The sequence below is a fragment of the Thermoproteota archaeon genome (genome assembly GCA_003352285.1).
Lineage (GTDB): Archaea > Thermoproteota > Nitrososphaeria > Nitrososphaerales > Nitrosopumilaceae > PXYB01.
Genome location: QQVN01000003.1, coordinates 396,695 through 410,727, shown reverse-complemented (window position 1 = coordinate 410,727; position 14,033 = coordinate 396,695). Strand labels below are relative to the sequence as shown.

General features: G+C 33.6%; 16 protein-coding genes. 5 read left to right on the top strand and 11 right to left on the bottom strand.

The genetic code is table 11. The annotated features are described in order from the left end of the window. Positions 1–5: 5 nt before the first annotated feature. Complete coding sequence (locus tag DWQ18_04015; protein RDJ34074.1) at positions 6–293, bottom strand: hypothetical protein; 288 nt, start codon at positions 291–293, stop codon at positions 6–8. A 189-nt stretch (positions 294–482) separates the two neighbouring features. After that, positions 483–839, bottom strand: a complete 357-nt coding sequence (locus DWQ18_04010; GenBank protein ID RDJ34073.1) for a hypothetical protein — start codon at positions 837–839, stop codon at positions 483–485. Between the two features lie 121 nt (positions 840–960). Between DWQ18_04010 and DWQ18_04005 the strand changes: the two genes are divergently transcribed. Further along, complete coding sequence (locus DWQ18_04005; protein ID RDJ34072.1) at positions 961–1,572, top strand: O-methyltransferase; 612 nt, start codon at positions 961–963, stop codon at positions 1,570–1,572. Here DWQ18_04005 and DWQ18_04000 read toward each other — a convergent pair. From DWQ18_04000 to DWQ18_03980, 5 genes are all read right to left on the bottom strand, one after another. Then, on the bottom strand, positions 1,569–3,209 hold the full coding sequence (locus DWQ18_04000) for a hypothetical protein (GenBank protein ID RDJ34071.1): 1,641 nt from the start codon (positions 3,207–3,209) through the stop codon (positions 1,569–1,571). The genes DWQ18_04005 and DWQ18_04000 overlap by 4 nt on opposite strands. A gap of 558 nt (positions 3,210–3,767) precedes the next feature. Then, entirely contained in the window at positions 3,768–3,986 is a 219-nt protein-coding gene (locus tag DWQ18_03995) for a hypothetical protein (GenBank protein RDJ34070.1), read from the bottom strand. Positions 3,987–3,994: 8 nt separating this feature from the next. Beyond that, positions 3,995–4,420, bottom strand: a complete 426-nt coding sequence (locus DWQ18_03990; protein ID RDJ34069.1) for a hypothetical protein — start codon at positions 4,418–4,420, stop codon at positions 3,995–3,997. Between the two features lie 32 nt (positions 4,421–4,452). Next, the gene (locus tag DWQ18_03985) at positions 4,453–5,034 is read right to left on the bottom strand and encodes a YkgJ family cysteine cluster protein (GenBank protein RDJ34068.1); all 582 of its coding nucleotides are present in this window, start codon (positions 5,032–5,034) and stop codon (positions 4,453–4,455) included. A 23-nt stretch (positions 5,035–5,057) separates the two neighbouring features. Further along, positions 5,058–5,369: a translation initiation factor 1A gene (locus DWQ18_03980; GenBank protein ID RDJ34067.1), complete on the bottom strand. Its 312-nt coding sequence runs from the start codon at positions 5,367–5,369 to the stop codon at positions 5,058–5,060. 126 nt (positions 5,370–5,495) lie between these two features. Here DWQ18_03980 and DWQ18_03975 point away from each other — a divergent pair, with 126 nt between their 5' ends. Further along, the gene (locus DWQ18_03975; GenBank protein ID RDJ34066.1) at positions 5,496–6,053 is read left to right on the top strand and encodes a hypothetical protein; all 558 of its coding nucleotides are present in this window, start codon (positions 5,496–5,498) and stop codon (positions 6,051–6,053) included. Positions 6,054–6,097: 44 nt separating this feature from the next. Beyond that, complete coding sequence (locus tag DWQ18_03970) at positions 6,098–6,436, top strand: hypothetical protein (protein RDJ34065.1); 339 nt, start codon at positions 6,098–6,100, stop codon at positions 6,434–6,436. A 1-nt stretch (position 6,437) separates the two neighbouring features. Here the strand turns inward: DWQ18_03970 and DWQ18_03965 are convergent, their stop codons facing one another. Continuing rightward, positions 6,438–7,046, bottom strand: a complete 609-nt coding sequence (locus tag DWQ18_03965) for an HAD family phosphatase (protein ID RDJ34064.1) — start codon at positions 7,044–7,046, stop codon at positions 6,438–6,440. Positions 7,047–7,385: 339 nt separating this feature from the next. Beyond that, positions 7,386–8,420 (bottom strand): peptide chain release factor 1, encoded by a 1,035-nt coding sequence (locus DWQ18_03960; GenBank protein RDJ34351.1) that lies wholly within the window; start codon positions 8,418–8,420, stop codon positions 7,386–7,388. 216 nt (positions 8,421–8,636) lie between these two features. Here DWQ18_03960 and DWQ18_03955 point away from each other — a divergent pair, with 216 nt between their 5' ends. Further along, positions 8,637–9,617, top strand: coding sequence for a hypothetical protein (locus DWQ18_03955; GenBank protein RDJ34063.1), 981 nt, complete (start codon positions 8,637–8,639; stop codon positions 9,615–9,617). A gap of 172 nt (positions 9,618–9,789) precedes the next feature. Here the strand turns inward: DWQ18_03955 and DWQ18_03950 are convergent, their stop codons facing one another. Further along, positions 9,790–11,595: a hypothetical protein gene (locus tag DWQ18_03950; protein ID RDJ34062.1), complete on the bottom strand. Its 1,806-nt coding sequence runs from the start codon at positions 11,593–11,595 to the stop codon at positions 9,790–9,792. A 146-nt stretch (positions 11,596–11,741) separates the two neighbouring features. On the opposite strand from DWQ18_03950, the gene DWQ18_03945 reads away from it, so the two are divergent. Beyond that, positions 11,742–13,562, top strand: a complete 1,821-nt coding sequence (locus DWQ18_03945) for a hypothetical protein (GenBank protein RDJ34061.1) — start codon at positions 11,742–11,744, stop codon at positions 13,560–13,562. A gap of 49 nt (positions 13,563–13,611) precedes the next feature. Here DWQ18_03945 and DWQ18_03940 read toward each other — a convergent pair whose 3' ends face one another. After that, a complete protein-coding gene (locus DWQ18_03940; GenBank protein RDJ34060.1) occupies positions 13,612–13,947 on the bottom strand; it encodes a hypothetical protein in 336 nt (111 codons plus the stop codon). Positions 13,948–14,033: the final 86 nt, after the last annotated feature.

Sequence of the window (14,033 nt, the reverse complement as noted above, 5' to 3'; positions counted from 1 at the left end):
AATCCTCATAATTTGGTTAATTTTTCCACTACAATTCGGAAGATCTCTTCATTATCAAGCAGAATATAGGGAAGATCATTTTCTTCACATGCCTGCCCGCTTTCTGTATCACGTGTAATTAGCAACATGTTGTTTTCTTTTGCATAGTTAATCACAGAATAATCGGTTCTTAATTTCATGCCTTCTGCACGAAGTTTTTTGACACTATATGCATCATAACCAAGTTGTTTTAGTTTCTCATCCCAACCATCATCCATCTCATCAATCAAAATTTTAACAGGTTTTGAGCCCATAAAATCACAATTTATTCAGACTATATGATTGTGATGCATCTCAAATAAAATTAATCACTAGTGGTAAAATGGCAGCAATTCCCACAATTGTTCCCAAGAATATTACGATGATTGACTCGTCCACAAAGATTGATGGTATCTTGAGTATTGATAGTCTAGTATGTGCACAACAAACAGTCTAAATTCAATCTATAATGCAGATGTCATCTTTTTTATTTTTGTAACAATTCTGATTTTATCTGAAATAGACATCTCAGGCTCCATGGTAAAATATACAGAATATTTTTTTGTATAAACTACCATTTGAGTTACCTTTTCTCTTTCCACATGTACATAACGGACCTTTCCTAAACTTTTATCAAATTTTTCCCTCATCTTTTTTCGTGCTGCAACTTGAGCACAGAAATTCTCTTCTTCTTTTTGAGATTTTAAGGAAAGTTTTCCACTTTTCATTATTGCCTCAAGAATTTTACCTTTGGAATCAATTACTGCTGCAAATCTCATTTTAGAGTCGAGGTCGATTATGTCCTCAACCATGTCCATCATATTTGTTTGAGTGTAATATGTCACAAATCACAAAAATCAGGCAGGTCAATATAACTCATTAAAAATATTTCTAGGTTAACAAAACATCTAAACGCAACAATTCAGTAATTAAAAATAATTCATGGATTCTTTGATTAAAAATGTCATCTCAAGATTAACACAAGAAGCTCAAAAAGAAAGGATGCGAGAAGTGGATGTTCCACCAGAAGACAGGATGCTTGCAATCACTCAAGATACAGGAGAATTTTTCAATATCATCTTAAAAGCAATAAAAGCAAAAAACATACTTGAGATCGGATTATCCACAGGATACTCTACTCTCTGGTTTTGTGATGCAATAAAAGAAAACTCTGGAAAGATAATCACTATAGAAAAGAATCAAAACAAGATTCTACGAGCAAAAAAGAATTTTCAAGAAGCAGGTGTTGAAGATTTTATTGATATCAGACACGGAATTGCACTGAACATTCTAAATGGGTTTTTATCAGAGAATAAGCAATTTGACTTTGTTTTTTTAGATGCAGACAAGGAAAACACCATGAAATACTTTGAGATTGCATTAAAGATGACTAGAATAGGTGGAATTATCGCAATAGACAACATGATGTATCCTGAAAAATATAGGTCAGAGATGAGTGTAATCTCCCAGAGAATACAACAGATTCCAAATGTGCAATCAAGCACAGTCAAAATAGGAAACGGTGAAGAGATAATCCTTAAGCTAGCAGATTAGGCGGTCTTTTGTTTTCTTTGGCGCCTAGTTTTAGGGGTTGATTTTACAGTCGTCTTCTTTTTCTTGTTGATATCTTTGTCTAACTTTTTGCTTTGACGTCTAATTGTTGCTAACTCAGATTTTGTCTTTCTGATCTCTTTTTCAATCTTGTTTCGCTCAAGACGAGTCTTTTCTATCTCGGCTTGCTTTGCTGCAAGTTCTCTTGCAGTAATTGCTTGATGAGTTAGTTTTTCTTGTTCAGACTCTATCTCTTTGATAATATTTTTTTGATCAAGTAGTACCTGTGATAATTTTTCATTTTCTTTTATTTTGTCTTTTTCTAGTTTTTCTAATCTTGCCTTAATCTGCTCTTCTAATTTTGATTTTTGTTTACGTATACGAATAAGCTCTTTTTCTTCTTTCTTTATTTGATTCTGAATCTTTGTTTTTTCTGATTGTATGTCCTTTAAGGTAATCTTTTCTTTTGCAAGTTTTTCAGAGGTAGGATGCTGTGCTAAAAGACTTCTTTTTTCTTCTTCAATTTGTTTTTCAATGCTTTGTCTCTGAGTTTTTACCTGCTCTAGTACTTCGCTTTGGTCATTTACTGCTTTGATTATTTCATTTTGCTCAGATAGTTTTTCTTTTTCTTTTTGTAGTTCAATTTCAATCATTTTTCTCTTTTCTTCTGTCTGCTTTGATATTTGGTGGAATTTCTTGCGAATATTTTCCAACTCTGATTGTTGTTGCCTTACTTGTGATTCTAATGCGGCTTCTTCCTTTTTGAGTTCTTCCTCAAGAAGATTTCTCTCTTCTTTGGCTATTTTTAGATCATTTTGCTTTGATTTGATTTGTTCTGCCAGCCTAGTTTGGTTTTCAACCATTTCTCGTTCAAGTTTAATTTTTTTCTCTAATCTTTCACGCTCAATTTGAACTTGTTTTTCATATTCCTCACGATTCAAGATAATTTGTGTTAGTTTGGATTGTTGAGATTCGATTAATTCCTTGATTCGCTTTTGTTCAGCTAGTTTATCTTCTTCAGTTTTGATCTTTTCATAAATTCCTCCATCATCTGGCTTTTCTAGTACTTCTTGATTTGGAGTCCATCCTTTTGGCATGGAGCCTCGTAATTTTGTAGGTTTACTTTCCTGAATTTGTGGTGCAGGCTTTTGCATCTCTGATTTTTTTTCTTGAATTATAGTCTCTAACTGTAAAATTTTGGCATTGGCATCAGCAAGCTTTTGTTTTAGTTCTAGTGTCACATCACTTTCTTGTCGGGTACTGCTCTCATAGGTTTCTTCAGAAGATGCGCTTGTTTCATTTTTTAGTGATTCTAGTTTGTTTTTCAAGTATGCCTTATCAGAGTTGAATAGTTCTTTGCCAGATTCTAGTGTGGCATAAATGTGATGTAATCTCCCAGGGTCTCCATATCCTAATGAAATCAAATTTGAGATATCATCAAGTAATGATGTGTCTTTTTTTACATGAATTTCTTCTTGTAAATCAAATTTTGATAGTTTATGATCAAGATACTTTTGGTCGGATTTGAAGAGTGGTTGATTTTTTTCAAGAGATTCTTTGATAAAGTTTAACCTGCCGGTATCCCCATCACCAGACTCGATGAGCTTTTCAATAAAATACAGTTTTTCATACTGGCTCAAAGTTTCTATTTTTATCCCTCCCGATTTAATTCAGATAATTACAACTAAATAATAAATAGTAAGGATCGGGTTTTTGAGAATTAAGATTCTGTATTAGGAGAATTTTTTAAAAATTTCTCATACATGAATACATCCTTATCAAATAGTCGCTTTACAGATGCGTATGATTCATCATCTAATTGATTCTCCATCTTCTCTGCCACATACAGAAAGTAATCTATGATATGAGAATCTAATTTTGGTAATCTATCTCCCATGATTCCTATCCGGTACAATATGAATAATACAGATGTGTGTGATAAATGAACACACGAATTGTTTGCTTTGGTGAGGGCATCTGGTCTTGTTTTGACATGCTTTTGACAAGTGGTTATATACGGGCCCAAAAAAGTACTCACATGTCAAGTATGAAATGCATTTCTTGTGGAGTTGGATTTTTCTCACCCACTGGTTCTAACAAGTGTGCCAAATGTGCAGGAAATGAAAAACAAGAATCCCATGGACATGATTCATGTGGCTGTGGACATAGCCACTAAATTATCATTTTTTTAGAAAATTTTATCTGCATAAAAATTGGTTGCCAGGTCCCTTGTATAGTATAAAATAATCATCACTCTGAGTACGGTCTTTTTTTGCAGCTAGTGCATCCTGATACACATCAAAATGCTGGACCAGGTACAATTGGTTTCCTGGAACCTCAAAGTAATCAATGCCAACTAGATTGAATCCTTTTTCTGGAGTTAGCTTTTCTTTTTCTGCATCAGAGATTTCAACCAAGGTAATGACTAAGCTACACGACCCGATTTATTTTTCTTTTTTGCACGTGCCTTTACCTGTCTTTTTCTTGATTGCTTTTCAAGGCGCTTTCTTGTTCTCTCAGATGCCTTTGTTTTACCTAGAATAATTCTAGTCTTGGAACCATCCTTTGCTATTGTTTCCTTTCCTCTGAATCGATTCTCTTCTTCCTGACATTTTTTTAGGTGTTTTTTCAAACAAAATAATTTTCGTTTGTTATCACCATGAATCTCAACTATTTCGCGTGATTTTTTTAGATCATTTATGACATTACGTAGTAGTCCTTTCTCAATTTCTGAGATTCTTTGTAGTTTTCTAAACCAGATGAATCTTGGAATCTTTGCCCACTCTTCAAGTATAGATAGGACTTTTTCAGTTGCCTCTTCTCGTTCAGAATGCTTGTCATACTCCATGATAATGCAAGCAATGTGTCCTCTATTATGAGGTTTTAGTCGACTGCTTCTGCAAACCAGCCATTTGCAATATAATCAGAATCATCTGCTTCTCCAATGCCAGTTGCATAACGCCAGATTTTTTCTGACTCGGTATGCATTGATGACTTTATCTGAATTAGAGATTCCAATTCGGATTGGAGATTTCCATCAGGTTGTCCACACTCTTGACAAAATTTGCACTTTGAATCAATGGTTAATGGAGTGGATTCGATTAACGGATACGCCCTGCATGCCAAAGGTCTGTTCTCATAAATTTTGCAAGTAAATCCCCCATGAGGAGAGCGCAAATCAGACTCTGTATCAAGAAATGGACATGTGTTTCCGTTGGTATCCTTTCCCATTAGCTGAAAAGCCAAGATTTCAGTTGGTTCTTTTGATTTAGAATCTGAGATGCCAATTCTTGGCAAAACTGTAATTTTGATTCCAAGCTCTTTTACTAGAGATTCAATTTTGTTTTTTTCTTTTGGTAGAATCAGTACACCGATTTTACCAAATTTTTTTGAAGGATAGTACTCTCGCTCAATGCAACACTGGGAGCATTCTGAAATGCATGAAAAATCATTAGATGATTTCATTATTGGTAATAAACAGGTGTTGGTTAAAAGTCGACTTCGATGTGCTTGTTTGCCTTGAGCCAGTCAACCTGTGGTAATGTATAACGCCACAAGATATCTCCTCGGTCTTTGTCTCCAAACTCCCATGGAGCAATAATTACAATATCATTATCTCGAATCCAAACCCTTCGTTTTAGCTTTCCTCTGATTCTTCCTCTTCTGGTAACACCATCAGAACACTTTACAAGTAAGTTTTCTCCGCCCATCATCTTGATTACTCTGCCAAATAGTTCACCATCGGCAGGCAATTGCATCTCTTTTAGTTCAGATTCGTTTAGGACCTTACGCTTACCCATGGGATAGAGGCGTAAATGACATCTTAACTATCTTTCTAATTTTATTTTAAAATCAGGAACAAAGTTTGAGGTATTTAGGGTAAAACATGCCATTAAATTCATAATTGTTCAAGGGATGAGCAAAACATGAGTGATGATTCCATAATTCATTGGTCAAAGGATCAAAAACTACGATGGTCTGACTTTGTGGCAGAACCAAATCCAGCCCATGAACACGATGCGTTATCATCGATAAGATTTTTTGTAAATCCCATCATTACTGCAGATAATCCAGACAGACCACGATTCTTTTCAGTATCAAAGATTACAGTGATTCCAGAATTTCAAAAGAAACTATCTTGGGTTAGGGAGTTTGTTATGGGAGATTCTGGCATGAGTGAAAAATTGCTAAACCATGAACAGGGGCATTTTGATCTTGCACAGGAATATTCAGATGAGATTGGACGCCTTGCAACCAAAGCATTTGAGGGTAAGAAATTTCCTATACGAGGAAAAAACGAGCATGAAATACTAGAATATGCAAGAGAGGATGCCTTGTCTTTAGCAAATGAGCAAGTCGAGAGAATCAAAGGAGAGTATTTTGCCACATTACGGAATAAGTATGACTCTGAGACGGAATTTGGGAGCAATGCAGTAAAGCAAAAAGAGTATGATGTCAGATTTGCAAGACTCGGGGAATCATAAATTTTTTGAACAGTGTTAAATGCAAATAACAAGTATACTAGAGTATGCAGGAGCTAGTGTTCTTCATGGATGTATCTCCAAATTGGTGGCTCAAGGCACGCGATGATGAAACCTTTTTGAAAAAATATGTTCTTGAAAAGTTTCAACGAGATTACTATCCTAGAGTAATCATGCAAAACAGAGAAAAGATTGATCTTGATGAATCAGACCACCCAATCAAAGGAATAATTCTACAGGATCTTAAGCTTGGAAATTTTCAATACGAGTTTTTGCCCGAAGATGAGAACCTCAAAGAGAGCTACCTGATTAAGAATGGGAAGATTCATTTTAATCCAATTAGAAAAAAGATAAACTCTCGATTACTGCTAAAGATACAGATTTGATTTAAAGAATATCTAGTCGCTCTAAATCATTTACTAGGGAATCATAACTGTGGAATTGAACTGTTCTTAATCCATAGTCATTTGCAGAGTGAACATTTTGTATTGTATCATCTATGAAGAATAATTCCTCTTTTTTGTATGGCAGATTACTCACAACGTGTTCGTATATTTTTGGATCTGGCTTTACCAGGCCAATCTCGTATGACAAAAACTTGTAATCAAAGTGATCAAAGGACTCCAAGCTTTCTATCACAGAATAAGTGACAGGTTCAGTATTTGATAGAATTCCAATTGAGAGTCCGTTATCTTTTAGCTTTGAGGAAAGGGAATATACTGATTGATTAATTGATACTAGTTTTCTAAATACCGGTTCTAAGATAGAATCCTGTCGTATCAGATTTGAGGCATCAATCTTTTTGCTAATGCTTTCCCAAAACTCTTTCTCAGTCATCTTTCCAGAGGATAAAACCCCTAAATGATTATCAAATTCTTGCTCAAATTTTTCCTTTGAGAGATTGAATTGTTTGCTTATTTCATCAGTTAGCCAGGAATTATTCCAGTTTAGAACAACTCCTCCGAGATCAAAGAGCACACACTTGATTTGTGACATTCTCAAATGTGTATTTGATTACATTATAATAATTTGCAAAAAACTTTCTAGAGGGACTGCCTGATGACAATCCCTTCTAGGTTTGTTGGCGTGCAAACCAATTACGAATTATTTAGTTCTACGTTAAAAAAAGGTTTTCAGTAGAATCTTGAGGAGTTTTTGCACCGTCAAAGTTTAGTGGTCGAAGTTTTTAGCTTCATGCCGAGACCACTAAGCTAGAAGTTATCAGGGAATAGTAGGTCAAAATGAAATAAAAGGCCTATTCTTTAAACATCAAACAAATTTTTAAAAAATTCATTCATTTTGAATATTTTCTAAGGGAGTTTGTAGTTTTATGCATCAGTTTTTGCGGTAACGCAGTATTGCCAAGACCGAATCATTGATTTTTAGCCTATCTAGTACTTTTGGAGACGATACAAACTCTATTTTAGCCGATGTCATCTTTGCAAGCTCTAGCATCTTCATTATTTTGTTAAATTGTGAATCTGTGTGATAGTCGGCAGAAACAATTAGCGTCTCCACTCTGCCGTTTTGTAGTGCCTTGTAAATAACATCATTTTTCTTTGCAGTTAATCCTTCTTTGACTAATTCATCATACTTTGAGATAATTCTTGACACATGTTTTCTTCTGTGTCGGTATAGTTTGGAGATTATTTTTTTGTGAACCTCTTTTTGTGGCGTAGAAAATGACAGATCATCTACCATCATACATTTTTCTTGTAGTCTAGAATCAATCATTCCAAGAAAATTTTCTTTTGCCGAGCCTGTGCCACCTATCAGTATTAGCTCAGAGTCTGAATCCATCTTTCTTAGCTTGTCAGCAACATTTTTGAAAAATACGTGAATCTTTGTTTTTCTTGCCCTTTGGAATCTCCCCTGGCTCTGGCCTCCCTTTCTGTGCCTTCCTCGCAAATCAATTCCAAGACTTGCTTCTTGGATTATCTTATCTCCATGAATCTTTTGTATTTTAGCTGTTTTTTGATCAAGAGTTACAAGAATTACGTTATAGTTTGCCTTTAGAATATCACGAAATGGCTTGATGTATGGTTTTTTGCTTGCCATGTAGATGTACGGGAGACTCTTTGAAGTACCAATCTCCTTTGTGAGTATCTTACCATTTTTTATCCACCCAAATATGCACATAGTCTTTGTGAATTTTCCTGCAGAAGTTGGTTTTCTTTTGAGCTGAATGATTCTCTTTTCAATCTCTAACTCTATTTTTTCAAGAGATTTGTTTCTGTGTGTCTTTTGTAAAAGCGAGATTGTTTCTTTTCCCTTTCCGTACGGATAGTAAACTGAGATACATTGAGAATCAACCTGCTTTATGTCATGAATAAACTGGTTTAGAGATAGCCACTCAGAGGGTTCAATCATGGAAGTTTCAGATGCTTTTTTCACGGGAATGAAACAAGTTTCAGTTTATTTTAATCATTGTAAGGAGTGATGTTACTTTTTACAAGTTTACAATCCAATCATGATACTAACTAGTGCAAACTAGGTCATTTTCAAAATTGGGTTGATTTTGAGCTGACTAATAGTCAATACCGAATGCAACAGATCTTCCAAATCTGAGAAGTCCCAATTACTAACATGTCTTTAACAGAGGCAAAAAAAGGTGGACCGTATACAAAAAACGACAGAGAAGGTAGAAGAAATGAAGTTGCAAGACTACACTTTGAGTTTGGTTATTCTGCAAGAAAGATTGCAGAGACAATGAAGATTAATCCAAATACAATTAATGCAGATATTCAATATCTGTACAACAGTATTAAAGAAGAAACTAGACAGAAACGGGATGATCTGATTCTACAGCAACTTGGAAGATTAGATGCCCAAAGAACAAGAATCTTAGAAGGAATCACTGAGGGAGGAGAAAATAAAGTAAAATTAGAAAAATTACTTTTGGATATTGACAGTAAGATAAATGATATTTTGATGAGAATCTCCAAAGAACCAAATGCGCTAAAAGAAAAAAAAGATGAATCTCAGATAAGAGAGTTAATTTTATTTTTAATAATTAAACATGCAAAGAATCCTTGCATCAGAAATGAAGAGTTAATTTGTGAAATCATAAATTTAGAAGAATGTACAATGGAAAAATCCATAGAAATAGTTACAGATATGGAATCATTGGGACTCAAATGTTGTTTAAAACTTAATGAAGAGAGACTAGCTTATGATCTTCTAGAATTTGCATTATTAAGAAAATACATCAAACATAATGGAGATTTTATTGATAAAATACATGCATTATGGATGATACATCAACATAGTTCATTTGAAACCGACGATTTAAACAGAAAATATCTAAAAGAATTTAGAGGAAGAACTACATGGAGTGAAAAAACACATGAAAAATTTGACGAGGAGATGAAAGCCATAGAAGCGCGTCGTGCAAAGGCAATTGCAGGCACAATAACAGACATTATCAATAATGAAGATGACGGCGTTCTCAGCGCAGAGACATTTATTCGATATGCAAAGTATATGGGAACATTCTTTGGAAATCGTAAAACTGTTTTGGAGGGATTAATTTCTGATTCTTTTGAAACTAATGATGAATTTCTTTGAAGAAAATACAAGAATCTCAACATCATTATTCCTCAGTGAAGAATTTGATGAGAATACTATGAATACAAATTTGGAATTTAATTAATAAAAAATGAACATTCAAAGATACCACTCACAAAAATTATGATAATTGAATTTGCATTTGATGAAAATTTAGAAAATTTTTATTTAATTACGACATTATTTTTTCCATTATTGTTTTGATTTCCTCCCTTTTATCTTCGTATTCAGAATCATCTAACCAGTCGTTGTATCGATTTTGGCAAAAATCTATGGCATTTTCTAGTTTATTGTTTTTTTCATTTCCAATGTAAGTTTCCAAATCACCTTGTTTTAAGATAAAAATACCAGAAGTGTATTTTGTTTCTATATCTACCACGCTTCCCCCAAAATTATCATTATCTCTAATGAAATAACATTTTATTTTCCAGCTATCAAAAAATAACTTCCATTTACTGTAGTAGTTTTTCCCAATAATGTGAATAAACTCAATTTTTTTCAAATTGGATTTACTTTCTCTAAATTTTTCAAATAAAAATTTGTAACAGTATTCATCCGAATCTCCTTCCACTAGTACCACCTTAGTATTAAACAGAATTTTTGTAGCTCGTGTAAAATCCAAGTACCTTACAAGATCATGGTTATCATTAGTCAGTTGAGGTAAGATAGTTTTAGTAAATTTCTCATCTTTTTTATAAAATCGCTGAACGCCCATTATAGTTTTAGAATTTACAAACACTGGTGAATGTGTCGCAATGATGAATTGCATAGTTTGTAATTTGGCAGATTCTAACATAATCTCAAGACAAGTTTCCTGTAATTGTGGGTGTAAGTGAATTTCCGGTTCATCTAATATCATTTGCCCATTTTCAAGATCATTTCCAAAAATACTAAAAATAAAATGGATCAATCCTCTTTCACCTGAACTTAATTCTTGAACTGATACTTGTTGGCCTGTATCGAAATATCGATAAGAAAAAACATAATCTAAGCTGTTTGGGCTTGTTTTTTTAATATGCAGTCTCATTCCCAAAGTCTTTTTCAAAAGCGTATTGATTTTTACAAATAACTCATCATCGAATGCATCTATAGGATCGGTTCCTGATTCAGTAAATTGTTTACTGCCGATTTCTTCTAACATGTGGTGAAAGGCAAAACCTAATCTCTTTCTTACATACATGAAGATGTATGGTTCTTGCTGTTCTGACTCCAGAAGGTTTGCTCTGCTAAGAGCTAATTTTGCACTGTTAATTTCACTAGATTCATCTCCTCCAACTTTAAAGATGGACTCGATTTGATTGTAATTTCTTTGGCTATTCAGTAGTGCGAATGTATTTTTGAAAAGAGTCCATCCTTTTGCCTCTTCTCTGTTTGCAATATGAATTAGATTTTGTAGTAAACTAAAGAACTGGATATAGAAAAGAACAAAAAGTTCTGCTCCGTTATGTCTCGATGTAATAGATAATTTGCGTGGAGGATTAGATGATTCAAATTCTACCGTAATAGAATCAATCTGCATTAGCTCTTGCTCAGAAATATTTGGGAAAGTAGGAAATTTTTTACAGTATTTTTCACAAAGTGAATTTATTTCTGAAGCATGTTGATGAATAAACCGAAGATTATCTTTATCGCTATTGCTTAATCCTATTGTTGCCTTAATCTTTTGTGCATCTGAAGTTGCATATCGATTCTTTGCGATTCTAACTTCTAGATCTTCCAGTTGAATAGTATTTGTAAAATCGGGTGGTCCACCCTTAATTTTATAGCTTTGAATACTTGCTTCAGAATAACTAGCTTGCTGAATTAGCCCATAATTGATAAACTTGTTCACAATTTCAAGAAAATTACTTTTTCCTGATCCATTTGGCGCAATTAGTGTGTTTATACCATCTTTGAATTTAATTTCCTCACATTCGTCAATATTTTCATGATATTCAAAACTCAGCATATTTGAAATCTTAATAGATACTAAATTCATGAATTACAAGATGTTGTGAAAATATTATATTTTTCTGTAATGCTTTACCGATACAATTAATTTTTGAAAATAATATCAATATATTATTCGTATCTTTTCCAAAAGATAGTAAAGCGGTTTAAATTTAACTACATGTTGAAAAAAATATGAAAATAATACTATGTTATGTGATGTTCATTCTAGTCGTTTTTTCGTTATCTCCGTTTTCAGTAGTTTATTCCCAGTATTCTGAAGATTATTCAGAATACACCTCAGATATTCTGACAGGTTCGTCTGAAGAAATTGAAATTGCATTAAATCATACGAGACAGTTGTTGAATGATAATCCACTTCACAAAGAGGAGAGAACCAATGAATGCGCATATCTGTTAGAATTAAAGCAATTAGACGATGCAGAAGACTGCTTGGTGAAAGCTGTTCTGGATTTTCCTAATGATTCTGTATTGATAGGAAATCTAGCAGCACTCCACTTTGTTCATGGTGATTATGCGGCTGCAAAAATACAGTCTGCAATAGCTCATAATTTGGATCCAGATAATATTGTTGCTCATTCCAATTTATTGTCTGCCCGCGTTATGGCAGGTGATGACCCAGAAGAGGTTTTACGTGAAGCTAATGCTCTCATAAAAAAAGGCAATAACATTGACAATCTTTTCTTAACTACTGCTAAGTTGCTTAATGATAAAAACAGACCAATAGAAGCCAGATCATTTTTAGAAAAAATCACGGTCTCAGATAATACTGATATCAAGTATTTTACACAACTAGGGATTTCATACGGATTGGAACGAGATTTTGAAAATGCTGAAAAATATTTGTTGCAAGGATTTCAAAAAGATCCAAACAACGTAGGTGTTTTAAAGAATTTAGGTAAAGTGTATTCAGATAAAGGGGATGAAAGCAACGATATTGAGTACTATAGAAAATCTCTGGGTTTTTACAATGACGTACTAAAACAAGATCCAGAAAATTTATCTGTAAAAAACGGTGCTGAATATGTTCAAGACAAGATAAATGACATTCAAATGTTTCAACTATATGCAGCTATTAGTCTACTTTTAGTCGCAATAATTTCAACTGTTAGTATCACAATATTTTTTAATTATCGTAAAACCGTAGAAGACGAACGTAAAGAAGCAGTTGAAAAAGATCCCACAAAAAAAGATAAGCTAGGGAAAAAAATAATCACTTCAAAAATTTTCATGGTAGTTTATTCAGGCTTTGCGGTGATTTCCTTATCTGTTCTTATTATTCCCATAATCCAACCCGGCTGGGATTTTTCTGAAAGTACTGATTTAAGTAATTGGGGCACAATGATAGTAGAAATTGCAATAGGCGTAATGATTGCAATGACAATTAAAATTTTAGATGATTCTAAAAACACAAAAATTGCAAGACAGCAAATAGAGATTACAAAATTAGCAAATAAAACAAACACTTTGATCACTAATACCAAAGATGCCGTCGCTGAAATTAAGACAATAGAGAAAAACCAACAGAATCTGATAAAAGAAGTACGAGGATTCATTCAGGAAGAAAACCAACGTATTAAGAAACGTAAAACACGTTTTGGAAATTTAATCTACGAAGATCTATCTAGCATTAAACAGAGATACGATGCTCTGGAAATGTGGATAAAAGATTATCAGAAAAATCCAAATCCAAAACTAAAAGCCGATATTATTAGGAATTCAAAAAATAATGGGGATTCAATAACATTTTTCGCTCAAAACATTACCAGATTCGTTTCAAAAATTGAGAATGATTTTGATGATCCGGTTCTAGGAGTTAATTTAGTAAATCTTTGTAAGAATTATTCGTCTTTGTTCTTTTCAATGGAACAAGATTACGTGTGGACAACTGATGGTTTAACGGGAACCCTTCGAAGCATAAACGAAAATCAAAAATTACTAGATAGGGATCTTCAGCGTATCATTAATGAGGGTGCACACAGCGACGAGCAATAGATACAAAAAATCAATTAATTTTGAATTTTTAGAAAATGTAATTATTTTTTCAGTCATGTACCCAATGATTGTGGTCTCTCCCACAATTCTGACATTTACAACACTGGCAATCATCTTTGAATACATCTGATGCTCTCTCCATTCCTTTTGCAAATCTGATTTGATCCTTTTTTCTCATACTAAGTAACAACATGATTACTCCCGTAGGAATGGTAGCAACTCCAATTAGCATACGTTTCTCAAAGTCTACAAAACTTGAACCATACAACATTACCAAAATTCCAATTCCTAGTACTATGGCTCCAATTACTGCTAGTTTTGGCTTTGCACGTCCTTTACGATAATCCCGATTAGAATGTCGTCTAGGTTTGCGTCCATATCCCATAATTCTATCCTAGGAAGGTATGAAAATAAGATTTTCCAAAAGCAGGCTAAGATTATAGCAAAAATAGATTTATCCTCAAACCTTAT

Excerpts from the sequence above, each read along its gene's own strand:
- DWQ18_04015 (RDJ34074.1), bottom strand. The coding sequence starts at position 293 with ATGGGCTCAAAACCTGTTAAAATTTTGATTGATGAGATGGATGATGGT.
- DWQ18_04010 (RDJ34073.1), bottom strand. The coding sequence starts at position 839 with ATGATGGACATGGTTGAGGACATAATCGACCTCGACTCTAAAATGAGA.
- DWQ18_04005 (RDJ34072.1), top strand. The coding sequence starts at position 961 with ATGGATTCTTTGATTAAAAATGTCATCTCAAGATTAACACAAGAAGCT.
- DWQ18_03985 (RDJ34068.1), bottom strand. The coding sequence starts at position 5,034 with ATGAAATCATCTAATGATTTTTCATGCATTTCAGAATGCTCCCAGTGT.
- DWQ18_03980 (RDJ34067.1), bottom strand. The coding sequence starts at position 5,369 with ATGGGTAAGCGTAAGGTCCTAAACGAATCTGAACTAAAAGAGATGCAA.
- DWQ18_03975 (RDJ34066.1), top strand. The coding sequence starts at position 5,496 with ATGAGTGATGATTCCATAATTCATTGGTCAAAGGATCAAAAACTACGA.
- DWQ18_03970 (RDJ34065.1), top strand. The coding sequence starts at position 6,098 with ATGCAGGAGCTAGTGTTCTTCATGGATGTATCTCCAAATTGGTGGCTC.
- DWQ18_03965 (RDJ34064.1), bottom strand. The coding sequence starts at position 7,046 with ATGTCACAAATCAAGTGTGTGCTCTTTGATCTCGGAGGAGTTGTTCTA.
- DWQ18_03960 (RDJ34351.1), bottom strand. The coding sequence starts at position 8,420 with ATGATTGAACCCTCTGAGTGGCTATCTCTAAACCAGTTTATTCATGAC.
- DWQ18_03955 (RDJ34063.1), top strand. The coding sequence starts at position 8,637 with ATGTCTTTAACAGAGGCAAAAAAAGGTGGACCGTATACAAAAAACGAC.
- DWQ18_03950 (RDJ34062.1), bottom strand. The coding sequence starts at position 11,595 with ATGAATTTAGTATCTATTAAGATTTCAAATATGCTGAGTTTTGAATAT.
- DWQ18_03945 (RDJ34061.1), top strand. The coding sequence starts at position 11,742 with ATGAAAATAATACTATGTTATGTGATGTTCATTCTAGTCGTTTTTTCG.
- DWQ18_03940 (RDJ34060.1), bottom strand. The coding sequence starts at position 13,947 with ATGGGATATGGACGCAAACCTAGACGACATTCTAATCGGGATTATCGT.